This is a genomic window from uncultured Merdimonas sp. (assembly GCF_963929015.1).
In the GTDB taxonomy this organism is placed as follows: Bacteria; Bacillota; Clostridia; order Lachnospirales; family Lachnospiraceae; genus Merdimonas.
Genome location: NZ_CAWVHE010000003.1, coordinates 71,703 through 84,937, shown reverse-complemented (window position 1 = coordinate 84,937; position 13,235 = coordinate 71,703). Strand labels below are relative to the sequence as shown.

Here is a 13,235-nt window from a genome sequence, read left to right as displayed (position 1 = left end):
AGTTCTGTTGACATTTTTTCTGATCCGGAGATACAATAAAGATAATGTATTCGGCGAGGAGGTTACTTATGGAAACAAAGGAAATGCTGCAGTATATCGACCACACGCTTCTGAAACCTGTCTGTACCTGGGACGAGATCGAAACACTATGTAAAGAGGCCCTCTCTTACCACACTGCCTCGGTCTGCATTCCTCCTTCTTATGTCAGAAGAGCAAGGGAAGCTTTTGGACCGGAACTTCCCATCTGTACCGTCATCGGCTTTCCTCTTGGCTACAATCCTGCAGAGGCCAAAGTCTGCGAAGCCCGGCTCGCTCTCCGGGACGGGGCGGACGAACTGGACATGGTGATCAACCTGGGAGATGTGAAAAACCGGGATTTTGATAAAGTATACGAGGAGATCCGCGCCCTCAGAGAAACCGCAGGCAGCCGGATCTTAAAGGTGATCGTGGAGACCTGCTATCTGACCAGAGACGAAAAAATCCGGCTCTGTGAGATCGTCACAAAAGCCGGAGCTGACTATATAAAAACTTCCACCGGTTTTGGCACAGCCGGCGCCACGATGGAAGACATTTTATTATTCAAAGAGCACATCGGCTCTTCGGTCAAGATCAAAGCCGCAGGGGGAATCCGCACCCGGGAAGACTTAGAAGCCTTTATCCAGGCGGGATGCAGCCGGATCGGCACCAGTTCCGCAGTAAAACTACTGTGCTCTTCTGCGGAATAAATATACGATCCCGCCGGCCAGGCCGACGATCAGACCCATATAGATGGCGGCACACATCAGCTTTGTCAGGCAAAGCGAGACAGCGGTTCCTGTGATCAGGCAGAACGCCAGCCCTGCCAGAAGTGTGCCTGCCGTCCAGCAGACGATATTCACCGCAAGAAATACTGCTTCCACATCTTCATTTCTGCAAAATTTTTGTGTCAGTTCCCATAATTCTCTCATGTTCTTTCCCTCCCTGGAATCAGACAGGTTCCTCTTTTTCCTTTTCTGAGGATAGTATAGTCCAGGAGTGTTAAGCCCATATAAAGATTCCCTTTAAAATTATGTTAAATCTTCCTTTGCAGCGCACGTCAGGAAGGCAGTTTTACGATCACCGCCGGGTATCCGGCCCTTTTTACCCTCTGCTCCATCGCCGCGGCTTCATCCAGATCCCGGTAGTCGCCGATCTGCACCAGATAGAACGGACCAGAGTCATCGATATAAGCCGGAATGTCATACTCCATCAGTTCTTCCATCAGCCGCTGGGCATAGGTCCGGTTCCGGTAGGCGCCCGCCTGCACCCGGTAATGAGGGCCGCCCTGCAAGGTTCCGGCAGTTCCTCCGCCCAGTTCCCCTTCATACTCCAGCGTATCCAGGATCCCTTCAGCGATGGCTTCCGCAATATCCCGCATATTTTCATCCAACAGCTGATTATCTGTATCAGAATTGATAAATCCCACTTCCACCAGCACCGCCGGCATCTTCGTCCGCCGGAGCACCGCAAGATTGGGCCTTGCCTGCACGCCCCGGTTCACGAATCCCACGGCTTCCAGCTGTTCGTTGATGTCCTGGGCCATCTCATACTTCACCCCGGACAGATCGTAGACCAGACTCTCCACTCCGGACGGTCCTTTTTCATCCGGGGTAGAATTTCTGTGAATGGAAACAAAGTAATCCACTCCTGCCGCATTGGCTTCCATCGCCTTCTCCACCGGCGTCTCATAGATATCTGTGGTCCTGGTATATTCCACATCCACCCCTCTGTCCTGCAGGATCTCTCCCACCATCAGCATAAGCCTGAGTGTATCGTCCTTCTCCTGGCGGCCTGCAGATACGGCGCCCGGATCTTTTCCGCCGTGTCCGGCATCCAGCATGATTGAATATGGCATAAAAATACCCCTTTCCCTACGTTCTATCTTAACGTATGCGAAAAAGGGGTATTGTGTGCATTCTTTTTCCAGGAACTTATCCGATCTTTTCAATCTGGATCTGCGGGTACAGCTGTTCCATATCTTCCATGACAAAGAAACCGGTCTCTTCCCGGAGTGCGGCTGCCGCGGAAATGGCGCTGGCTTTGCGAAGGGTTTCTTCCAGCCCTGCTCCCTCGGCAAATCCCAGGGCAAATCCTGCGATCATGGAATCTCCGCATCCCACGGTGTTGACTGCCTGGATCTTGGGAACAATCGCCCGGAACACGCCTTCTTTTCCCACTGCAAGGGACCCGTCCGCGCCCAGAGATACCGCAACCACCTCGACGCCTTTTTCATGCACTGCTTTTGCCGCCTCAATGATGTCTTCCATGTGGTCGCAGCGTTTACCGGTCAGCATCCGGATCTCGTCAATGTTGGGTTTGATCATCGTGGGGCAGGCCTCGATACCCATGGTCAGAAGTTTCCCGCTGGTGTCCAGGATCACCGGCTTACCGGCGTCTTTTACGATCTTTACCAGACGCTGATATGCCGTTCCATCCAGGCCTTTGGGCACGCTGCCGGACATGGTCACTACGTCCGCCTGTTCCACCAGACCCCGGAATTTTTCGGCAAAAGCCTGAAATTCTTCTTCTGTCACGGTAAAGCCCGGTTCCAGAAATTCGGTCTGCCTCTGGTTTTTTTCGTCCCAGATATTGATGCAGGAACGGCTTTCCGCCTCCAGATGATAGAAATCTCCTGTGACATGATAGGCCTTTAAGGATTCTTCGATGTAATTACCCGCATGACCGCCCACGAATCCCGTAGCCACAACTTCCGCCCCGGCAACTGCCGCCGGCTTGGATACATTCAGCCCTTTTCCTCCTGGCACATAGGCGCATTCCTTTACCCGGTTGACTTCTCCTTCCCGGAACTCTTCCACCACGTACCGCTTATCGATCGCTGCATTTAATGTTACGGTCAGTATCATAACAGCCTCCTACTCTTCGTTCATCAACAGGATCTTGCCCTGTACAAGCCCCGGTGTTTTATACATCTGAAATGCTTCCTGGGCCTGGCTCATGGGCATTTTCTTAAAAATGAATCCCGGATCGAATTTGAGCTGTCCTGTGGCAAAATAATGGGCCGTCAGCTTCCACTCTTTGCCCGGGAACGGCGCGCTGTAGGACATCCAGGAACCGGTCAGATAGAATTCCTTGCGGTTCATCTTCTCCCACAGGGCCGGTGTAAATGTCGCGTCTGCATGGGGTGTTCCGATGCAGCACACATGCGCTTTGTTGGCAGCCACTTCGAATGCCATTTTCAGTGTGGGCACCTGTCCTGCTGTTTCGAATACATAATCATATCCTTTGCCCTCTGTGATGGCCATGGCCTTTTCCATATAATTTTCTTCTGTAGTATTGATCACCTCGTCAGCGCCCAGCCGTTTTGCCAGTTCCAGACGTTCCTCGCTGATATCAAACACCACAACCTTCTTGGAGCCGAAAATTTTGGTCCACTGCATGGTAAACATACCGATGGTGCCGCCGCCGAGAACCGCCACATAGCCGCCGCCCTGGTACTGGTTCTGGTATACGCCGTGAAGGGCCACGGTGGAGGGCTCGAACATAGCCGCCTGCTCATAGGAAATGCTGGGATCATAGACCACCGCATTCTGCTCCGGGATCACGACATAGTCTGCGTTGCTGCCCTGCTGTCTGGAACCGATAAAGCTGTAGTGTTTGCACAGAGAGAAATTTCCCTTCTGACAGTCGTCACATTTCATACAGGGAACCAGAGGCGCGCCGGACACATGGTCGCCCACTTTGATGGAGGTCACTCCTTCTCCTACCTCTACCACATCGCCGGAAAACTCATGTCCCAGTACGATCGGATAAAAATGTACGCCGTGATTCAGGACTCTTGGGATATCAGATCCACAGATGCCCGATGCTTTAACTTTAACCTTTACGGTGCCTGGCGCCACCTGCGGCTCTTCATAATCCATGTAGCGTACGTCTTCATTTGCACATACAACTGCTGCTTTCATTTCTTATCTGCTCCTTTCCGCCATAAGATCTTTCAAATGGTCATATAATTTTAAATACGTCTCATAGTTTCGATCATATACTTCTTTCTTCGCCGGATCCGGCTTGTGGGACCGTTTGATTTCCACGGTCTTATCCACTGCCTCCTCAAAACTTTTATACATCCCGATCCCCACTCCTGCCAGGATCACTGCGCCCAGAGTCGTGGCTGTATCGGATGATGGCACAAGAATCTCTTTGCCTGTCACATCTGCCTTAATCTGCGTCCAGAGAAGAGAGTTTGCTGATCCTCCCATGGCTCGTAATACATCTGCTCTGGCGCCCGCTTCCTCTGCCACTTCCAGATTGTGGCGAAGGGACAGGGCTACGCCTTCCATGGCCGCGCGGATGAAATGTCCCTTAGTCTTGCTAAAGTCCAGCCCGTAAAATACGCCTTTGGCGTTGGGGTCCCAGATTGGGGACCGCTCGCCGGACATATAAGGAAGAAATACCACGCCGTCGCTTCCTGCCGGCACATTTCCCGCCAGATCATTGAACTGATCCAGGGAACTCTTCCCAAGCTCTGTCTTCCGGCTTCTCTCATAATCCCCAAACTGCTGCTCCATCCAGCGCATAACGCCGCCTCCGCCTACGGTGCCGCCCTGCAGGATCCACTGCCCGGCGGCCGCGTGATAACTTAAGATCAGTCTGGGATCCGCCTTATATTCATCGATGCAGATGCTCATGCCGCCGGCCTGTCCGCCCTGCTCCTGGGTCTCGCCCGGATGCACCACTCCGGCTCCCAGGGTTCCGCAGGCTGCATCCAGAGCGCCTGCCGCCACCGGCGTACCGGCAAGCAGGCCACATTCTTTTGCCGCCTGTTCCGTCACGCTCCCTACAATGGCGTGACTGGGATAAATGTCCGGGAGCAGGTCTTCCCGGATCCCAAATTCCCTGCACATCTCATAATCCCACACGCCTTTTCGCATATCAAAGCAGTGCAGGCCGTACCCCTGGCTTAATTCCTGGGTCATTTCCCCGGTCAGTTTATAGGCGATATAACTGTTAGACTGCAGTATTTTATAAGTATGCCCGTAAACTTCCGGCAGATTTCTCTGATACCAGAGAATCTTCGGCGTAGTATAAGTAGCTTTAAATGGGTTGCCGCAGACCTGAAAAATCCTGTCTTCTCCAATCCTCGCCCCTACTTCTTCGCAGATATCCGCCGCCCGGGTATCCATCCAGATCGGAGTGTTGGCCAGGACATTTCCATCCCTGTCCACCGGGATGGCCGACCAGCTCTGGCCGTCGATGCCGATGCCCGCAATCTCCCCCGCACGGATGCCGCTTGTTTCCAGCATTTCTTTGATGGCGTCGCAGACAGCAGCCCACCATTCTTCCGGATTTTGTTCCGCCCACCCGGGTCTTGGATAATAAACCGGATAATCGCCGCTTCCGGTGGCCAGCACATGACCGTTCTCGTCAAAAACAGCTGTTTTGCATGCGCTGGTTCCAATATCAATCCCTAATAAATATTGTTTCATAAGCGTACCACTCTTTCTGTCGTGTTGCTTTTTCCCTTGCACAGTCCTTCCTTTTATCCGGCTGCCCTTTATTTTGCCTTTCCCTCGCAGCCCAGAACTTTCATACGGCCTTTTACCAGCTCTTTGACAGCTTCCATGCCCACAACGCCAAATTTCTTCGGATCAAAGGTCTCCGGTTTTTCTTCCAGCAGCTTTTTGCCTGCGTCTGTATAGGCAGCCCGGAGCTCTGTCGCGAAATTTACCTTGCACATGCCTCTCTGCACGCATTCTTTTACATCTTCATCGCTTAATCCGGATGCGCCGTGAAGTACCAACGGTACGGAAACTACCGCCTTGATCTCCGAAACTCTCTCTTTATCCAGGACCGGTGTGGTCTTGTAGAAGCCGTGAGCGGTTCCGATCGCCACGGCCAGAGAAGTCACGCCGGTACGCTCTACGAATTCCTTTGCTTCCTGCGGATCGGTGTTGGTATCCGCCTCTGCTTCCAGGTCATCTTCCTTTCCGCCTACTTTTCCAAGCTCCGCTTCTACCGGAATGCCTATAGCATTTGCCATATCGGCTACCTTCTTCGTCACTGCTACATTTCCCTCGAAATCCTCGTGGGATCCGTCGATCATAACAGAAGTGTAGCCTGCCCGCAGAGCCTGTGCCGCCAGCTCAAAGCTGCTGCCGTGATCCAAGTGGAGACATACGGGAACACTTGCCTTCTTTGCCTCTGCGGCAACGATAGCGTAATAGCTCTCAAGCGTGCCATATTTCACCGTAGACGGTGTGGTCTGGAGCATGACCGGAGCCTGCATCTCCTCTGCCGCAGCGATCACTGCCTTTACCATCTCCATGTTCTCCACATTGAATGCACCAACTGCATAACCGCCCTTCTGGGCATCCTCCAGCATCTGTTTTGAAGTTACCAATGCCATTTCTTTGTCCTCCTGTTTTTTATTTTCTTATTTTTTATTTACTTTTCACGTCTTCTTTCCCCGGATAAACACACTCGATCCGAAGCCGCTCAAACTCCCGGAGCCACTCTCTGGATGGCTCCCGGTCCGTTACCACCTTTGTCAGCTCCGTCCAGTCCGCCACTTTGGCAAATGCCATCTTGTCAAATTTGGAATTATCCGCCACCAGGATCCGCTCCTTGGCCGCGGCAAGCATCAGCCGCTTGCTGCAGGCGTCCTGCTCGTCCGAATCCATCATACCTGTGGCCATATTGGCGGCCTTGCAGGATATAATCGCCTTGTCCACATGGTAGGAACTGATCATTCGGTTCGTATTGGGGCCCACCAGCGCAAACGAACGCTCCCGCGACACACCCCCAGTGGAGATCACATTCCACTCCGGCACATCAAACAGCTCCACAATGATCTCCACGGAATTCGTGATCACCGTCAGCTTTTTCTTGCTCTTCAGCCTTCTGGCCACATAGACCGCCGTGGAACTGGCATCCAGCATCAGCGCCTCGCCGTCCCGCACCATATCCGCAATCGTATCCGCAATCCTCTGCTTCTCCGCCACCATCTGATTTTTCCGGATATTAAAAGGCAGGTCAAAAATACTGTGCTCATTCAATACCGCCCCGCCGTAACTCTTAATCACCAGCCCGTCATTTTCCAGCTTTTCCAGATCCCGGCGGATCGTTTCTTCTGACACCTGATACGTCCGGCTCAGTTCACTGACCACCACCCGCTTATCCTTCTGCAATCTTTCCAGAATATGATTGCGCCTTTCAATAGCAAGCATATTTCACCTCCATTTCCAAACAAATCCCACATATTTTATGTTGTTTCTTCTTTGATATTATCATGAACCCAACAAAAATTCAATATATAATTGTTGGTTTATGTTGTCAGATATGTAACAGGGGACGTAGACCTTTTGCAAAGGTCTACGTCCCCTGTTACATATCTGTCAATACTCTTCTATCTCAAATGACCTCCGGATACAATCTCTCACTGCATCCACATCTGCAAACATGCCATCGCTTAACATCTGCACTGCCAGGTTGCCGATTGCCGTTGCTTCTGTGGGACCTGCGGACACCCGTCTGCCGGTATACTTTGCGGTTAGTTCGTTTAAGTAACCAGCCCTGGAACCGCCGCCCACCACATAAACGGTATCATAATGCCGCCCAGTGTTCGTTTCCAGATGCTCCAGCGTGTCTGCATAACATCTGGCCAGGCTGTTATAAATGACCGCTGCCATTTCACCGGTGGTCTCTGGTACCTGCTGCCCGGTCTTGCGACAGAACTGCTGCACTGCTTTTATCATGCTTTTGGGCGCCATAAAGCTTTCATCATTGCAGTCTACGATAGATTCTATCGATTCCTGTGCCGCCATTTCACAAATTTCTCCAAAGGTGAGATCCTCTGTCAGCTCTTTTTTTACTGACTGGATCATCCACAGCCCCATAATGTTACGCAGATACCGGTACCGGTGATCATAGCCGCCCTCATTGGTAAAGTCTGCTTCCATACTCTCCAGAGAGCAGTCCGGCTCTTTTCGCTCTACTCCCATCAGGGACCAGGTGCCGGAACTGATATACACCACGTCTTCTCCTTTTGCCGGCACGGCCAGCACCGCCGATCCGGTGTCATGAGATGCCGGCAGCACAACCTTGCAGTTAAATCCGACCTCATCCTGGACTTCTTTTCTAAGGCATCCCGCTACTGTACCTGGCATGGATACAGATCGAAAGATTTTTTTTGGAAATCCCAGAAGTTCCAGCAAATCCCAGTCCCAGTCGCCGGTAGCGGCGCTTAACAGCTGACTGGTGGAAGCAATGGTATATTCCATGTACTTTTGCCCACTTAAAAGGAAATGAAAATAGTCCGGCGTCATCAGGATACTTTCTGCCTGTTCCAGGTATTCCGGATGTGTGTTTTTTACAGCCTCCAGCTGATAAATCGTATTATACAGCTGCCAGTGGATCCCTGTTCTCTTGTAAAGCTCTTCCTGGGAAATGCATGTCTCTACCTTCTCAGTCATCCCCTGTGTCCGGCTGTCCCGGTATCCCACGGTATCGCCCAGCACCCGGTCATCTGCATCCAACAGCACAAAATCCACTCCCCAGGTATCCACCGAAACGGATTCTGGGATCTTGTGAAGCTCTTTACATTTTTTCATTCCGTTTTTAATTTCCCGGAATAGATATTCGTGATCCCAGCACAGGGCGCCGTTCTTCTCCTGCATACCATTCTGGAACCGATACACTTCTTCAAGCTCCATTTTCCCATCTTTTAATTCGGCCAGGATGTGGCGTCCGCTGGAAGCGCCGATATCTACCGCCAGATAATATTTACCCATCTGATCCTCACCTCATTTTCCGTCCTGCTACTTTTTCATTGCCGGATGCTTCCCCGGAAGATTCATATTCCGGCGGATCTCATAAAGTTCCTCCACCTTTTCCGGCGGAATGATCTTGGGTCCGCCAAGCATTTCTGCCTGATACATCAGACGCGCATAAAACTCCACAGACTCCATACGGTAATACGCATTCAGGAGTGTATCCGAAAAGGTCAGAGCCCCGTGATTTTCCAGTAAAACCGCGTCATAATCCTGCAAATACTCCTGAATGGAATCCGGCACTTCCATAGTGGACGGTGTGGCGTATCTTGCCAGCGGAACGCCGCCCAGGAAAATCGCCGCCTCCGGCATGATGGGCTCCATCAGGGCTCTTCCCGCAATTGCAAATGTAGTAGCATACATGGGGTGCGCGTGTACCACCGCGTTCACGTCCGGACGCTGCTCATAGATCCGCATGTGCATCTTTACCTCTGAAGACGGACGGAATCCCTCGTTCGCTTCCAGCACCTCTCCCTTTTCATTCACCTTACAGATAAACTCCGGCGTCATAAATCCTTTACTAACACCTGTCGGGGTACACAAAAATTCGTGCTCATTTAGCTTTACGGAAAAATTCCCGTCATTGGCAGCCACCATTCCCCGATTGTAAACACGTCTGCCGATCTCACACATTTCCTGCTTCATTTCCAGTTCTGTTTTCATGTTCCGTTTCCTTCCTTTCCAACTTCAATTTGCCAACTTGTCAGCTTGCCATCCTGTCATATCAGCGGGTCCTGTCTCCCCCGCTTCAACCTTTCTAATCCCATCATAGCATACGCCTCTTCACAAAGCAATCAATTTCATGTTGTTTTATGTTGCATTTTTTAAATCTATGTATAATTCACCATAAAACCACATAATTTTATGTTGTTTTCCAGACAATCCACATCATTGGGTACAGGGTACTTTGCAATTTGGGACGTAGTACTTTGCAACTTAGGGACGGGGTGATTTGCAAAACGACTACGTCCCCAATTAAAAAGCTCCGGCTGAAGCGTTTCCGCCTCAGCCGGAGTCTTGTCTTACCGGATCCTGGTCAGTTCTTTCATATCATCTTTCAGATGATTGTAAATATTTTTGTATAATTTGAAATATTCGTTATACTTCTTATGGTTTTCTTCATCCGGCATAATTTTCTCATCCAGTACCTGCCACTTCTTCACTTCTTCATAAGTCAGCAGGCCGGTGCCGATGCCCGCCAGCATCACATCTCCCATATTTGCTTCTACGTCGTAAATGGGGCACACCACCGGATAGCCGGTCACATCAGCAAAAATCTGCCGCCATACTTTGGATTTTGTCACGCCTCCTGCAATCAGGATATAATCGCCCAGATTGTCGCCGGTGGCTTCCATGGCATCACGCAGGCAATAGGCAACCGCCTCCAGAAACGCCCGGTAAATATGACCTTTGCTATGTGTCAGAGACAGCCCTACAATGGTTCCCTTTGCATCGGAGTCCCACACCGGGCTCCGCTCGCCCATGAAATACGGCAGCACCACCAGACCTTCACTCCCGGCGGGGATCTTCTCCGCGGCTTCATTCATAACATCATACATGGACGGTCCGCCATTTTTCTGCTGTTCTACTTCCCACTGGCACAACGTATTGCGGAACCATTTCACAATGGCTCCCGCCGTATTGCCTCCTGCAAAATAATAAGAAAGTCTCTTCGCATCATAAAGATAAGGCCAGACGATCAGTCCCTTCCCTTTTACCGGCTGATCTGAAATAAGCGCCGCGCACATGGAAGTGCCGATAGCCGCCGCATAAACCCCGGAGTCAAACACACCAAGTCCGATATTGGCCGCGCCGCAGTCAATGCCGCCTGCGATTACAGGAAATCCTTCCCAAAGGCCCAGATCTTCTGCTGCCTCCCGGGTCATGCCCCCCACAATATCCGTAGATTCAACGATTCTCTGTGGCATCATCGACAAAGGGATTCCCATTGCGTCCATCAGCTCTTTGGACCATTCTCTCGTATTCATATCAAAGATTCCGCCGATGTTTCCTGCCGAAGAATAATCAATCGCCACTTCTCCGGTCAGCTTGTATATCACATAATCATTGGGCGGCAAAAACAGTCTGGTCTTTGCCCAGTTTTCCGGCTCGTGATTCTTCATCCAAAGAATCTTGGTATAACCATAGTAGGGATCAGCTCCGTTAAACGTGATCTCCTGCAGTTTCTCCTCCCCGATATGCTCCAGCACCCACCTGGTCTCTTCATCCGCTCTTCTGTCCATCCAGATCATACAAGGCCGAACCGGCTTCATATGCTCATCCAGAGGGATTCCGCTTCCTCCATAGAGTCCGCTGATGGCAATGCCTTTGATATCTTCTGTGGCAACGCCTTCTTTCTTTGCCTTCTCCACCGTATTTCGGATAGAATCTTTTGTGGCTTCATACCACACATCCGGCCACTGCTCCGCCCACAAAGGCGCAGGAGTCAGTACATCATATTCCTGAAGGTCCTGGGCAATCAGTTTTCCGCTCGTATCCATCAGGATTGTCTTGGTTCCTGACGTTCCAATATCCGTGCCAAGTAAATAGTTCATAAGCTTCCTCCTTTTTATTATTTAAACACGTTTTATAAAACCTGTTTAAATAATAAACCCTATACCTGATCTTGTCAATCGGATATTGCCGGATTTAAGACTTCCTAAATCCCTTCCAGGAACTCATCAATGTAAAAGACAGCTGCGCCTGCCGCCGAAGCCTCTTTTGTATAGTGACAGGCAAGTACATAATCCTTTGCCTGCTCTCCAAAGGAATCGTACTCATCTACTCTGCGGCAAAGCTCTTCCAGATACTCTCCAATATATGCTCCCACATATCCTCCCAGGATTACTTTCCCGTCAAAAAGAACCCGGATATTATGAACAGCAAGCGCCAGGTAATCCAGATAAGTCTCCCAGAGCTCCATCGCTTTGGGATCTTTTTGCGCCAGCTTCTCAAAAAAAGCTTCCAGATTACCGTTCGTGTACTGGTCCAGATTTCCCGCTCTGCACACAGTATCAAAACATCCCCTTTTCCCACAGTAACATCTCTCGCCGTCTTTCGGCACAACGGTCATATGACCGATCTCGCCACCTTTCTGCGTGTCCCCCTGATAGATTTCATGATCAATGATCACGGAACCGCCGATGCTGTTGCTAAGGCTGATATAAAAAGCATTCTTTACATTTTGATTCTTCCATGCCTCAATATATCCGGCAGCATAAGAGTCATGGACCAGCCGGCAGGGATAGGGAATGTATTTCGCAATCTCTTTCTTTGTTTTTCCCGTAAAATTCAGAGTACGCCCGTAGATTACCATCTCACCGTCATCTGACACAAGACCCGGAACTGATATTCCAACACCCAGAAGATCTTCCTCTTTGATAAGCGCCTCTTTTCTGACCTTTTCCACCAGACGCCCCAGCTTTTTTAAATATCCTTCATCGTCCAGATCAAAGTCCTGCTGCTCTCTGATCATGGTTTCTACGTCGCCCGACAGATTCACCGCCACCCCGTTCATGTGATGCGCTGTAATATAAATTCCAATCGCCATCTTCGCCCTTTTTAGATAGGTAAATGCCGTTGCATTGCGCCCACCTGTGTTGGTAATCTTTCTGGAGCTGTCGATCAGCGCCGCCTTTTTCAGGTATTCCAGGTTCTGGGTTACTGTGGGGAGGCTTAACTGCAGGGCCACTACCAGATCTTGTTTTGATACAGGACCGTTCATCCGGATATACTGATAAATTCTTTGCCTGTTCTTGATCTTTATTTCATTGGAACTTATTCTTTCAATATCCATACCTCTGCTTTCGCCATAGTCCCCGGACCATGGCTTTCCCCATTCTCTAGTCTTTCGCTTCTGTCAATCCATCGGTTTTCCTGACACTAAAGCACAATTTCAAACTGCTCCTCTTCTTTCAGATCCACCACCCGGCAATCATTGGCATAAGTACACTCCGGCAGAATGATCATGGCATGGAGCACTTCTTCCTTTACCGGAAGCGGCGCCAGATGCCAGACTGCCGTATTGATCTTCACCAAGGTTCCCTTTGGTACCACAAATGCCTTTGTCCACTCCGGGATCGGCGTGCCTCCGGAAGCAGGAGCCACATGAATGATCATATCATCATTTAGCGGCAGAATCAACTCCGGGGCCGTCGTATGGTATTCCACGCTTTTCACAATCCTGCGCTCTTCCCTTCTTACCACAATGGGAGAATATCCCACCCTTGTAACTGCAGACTCACTGATCCGGTCCGGATAAAACTTGTGAATCTCTCCTTCCAGAGCATACCCTTCCGGATTCAGATAATCATAATAAACACCAAAGGGGGCATATGCCTCCCGGCTGATTGGTTCCGCTTTGATCGTACGCATAAATTCTCCCTTCTCAAACGGTTCCCGTTTGCAGAAAGTCCCGGCAAAGAAAACTTT

At 50.5% G+C, this 13,235-nt stretch carries 13 protein-coding genes; 1 reads left to right on the top strand and 12 read right to left on the bottom strand.

Annotation, left to right across the window (positions count from 1 at the left end):
- Window positions 1-68: 68 nt before the first annotated feature.
- Entirely contained in the window at window positions 69-725 is a 657-nt protein-coding gene (gene deoC, locus ABGT54_RS01175; protein WP_346662470.1) for a deoxyribose-phosphate aldolase, read from the top strand.
- Here the strand turns inward: deoC and ABGT54_RS01170 are convergent.
- From ABGT54_RS01170 to ABGT54_RS01115, 12 genes are all read right to left on the bottom strand, one after another.
- Window positions 702-947 (bottom strand): hypothetical protein, encoded by a 246-nt coding sequence (locus ABGT54_RS01170; protein WP_204909463.1) that lies wholly within the window; start codon window positions 945-947, stop codon window positions 702-704. The genes deoC and ABGT54_RS01170 overlap by 24 nt on opposite strands.
- Before the next feature lie 128 nt (window positions 948-1,075).
- Window positions 1,076-1,873, bottom strand: coding sequence for an N-acetylmuramoyl-L-alanine amidase (locus ABGT54_RS01165; RefSeq protein ID WP_346662469.1), 798 nt, complete (start codon window positions 1,871-1,873; stop codon window positions 1,076-1,078).
- 76 nt (window positions 1,874-1,949) lie between these two features.
- Window positions 1,950-2,882 carry a 1-phosphofructokinase gene (pfkB, locus tag ABGT54_RS01160; protein WP_346662468.1) on the bottom strand — a complete coding sequence of 311 codons (933 nt, stop codon included), beginning with the start codon at window positions 2,880-2,882 and terminating at the stop codon, window positions 1,950-1,952.
- Between the two features lie 9 nt (window positions 2,883-2,891).
- The gene (locus ABGT54_RS01155) at window positions 2,892-3,941 is read right to left on the bottom strand and encodes a galactitol-1-phosphate 5-dehydrogenase (RefSeq protein ID WP_346662467.1); all 1,050 of its coding nucleotides are present in this window, start codon (window positions 3,939-3,941) and stop codon (window positions 2,892-2,894) included.
- 3 nt (window positions 3,942-3,944) lie between these two features.
- Window positions 3,945-5,462: a xylulokinase gene (gene xylB, locus ABGT54_RS01150; protein WP_346662466.1), complete on the bottom strand. Its 1,518-nt coding sequence runs from the start codon at window positions 5,460-5,462 to the stop codon at window positions 3,945-3,947.
- Between the two features lie 68 nt (window positions 5,463-5,530).
- Entirely contained in the window at window positions 5,531-6,382 is an 852-nt protein-coding gene (locus ABGT54_RS01145; protein ID WP_346662465.1) for a class II fructose-bisphosphate aldolase, read from the bottom strand.
- Window positions 6,383-6,416: 34 nt separating this feature from the next.
- A complete protein-coding gene (locus tag ABGT54_RS01140) occupies window positions 6,417-7,202 on the bottom strand; it encodes a DeoR/GlpR family DNA-binding transcription regulator (RefSeq protein WP_346662464.1) in 786 nt (261 codons plus the stop codon).
- Between the two features lie 168 nt (window positions 7,203-7,370).
- Complete coding sequence (gene rhaB / locus ABGT54_RS01135; RefSeq protein ID WP_346662463.1) at window positions 7,371-8,765, bottom strand: rhamnulokinase; 1,395 nt, start codon at window positions 8,763-8,765, stop codon at window positions 7,371-7,373.
- Window positions 8,766-8,792: 27 nt separating this feature from the next.
- Complete coding sequence (locus ABGT54_RS01130; protein ID WP_346662462.1) at window positions 8,793-9,467, bottom strand: class II aldolase/adducin family protein; 675 nt, start codon at window positions 9,465-9,467, stop codon at window positions 8,793-8,795.
- Window positions 9,468-9,826: 359 nt separating this feature from the next.
- A complete protein-coding gene (locus ABGT54_RS01125) occupies window positions 9,827-11,359 on the bottom strand; it encodes an FGGY-family carbohydrate kinase (protein ID WP_346662461.1) in 1,533 nt (510 codons plus the stop codon).
- 104 nt (window positions 11,360-11,463) lie between these two features.
- A complete protein-coding gene (locus ABGT54_RS01120; protein ID WP_346662460.1) occupies window positions 11,464-12,600 on the bottom strand; it encodes an ROK family transcriptional regulator in 1,137 nt (378 codons plus the stop codon).
- A gap of 86 nt (window positions 12,601-12,686) precedes the next feature.
- Window positions 12,687-13,178: an ureidoglycolate lyase gene (locus tag ABGT54_RS01115; protein WP_346662459.1), complete on the bottom strand. Its 492-nt coding sequence runs from the start codon at window positions 13,176-13,178 to the stop codon at window positions 12,687-12,689.
- Window positions 13,179-13,235 lie beyond the last annotated feature (57 nt).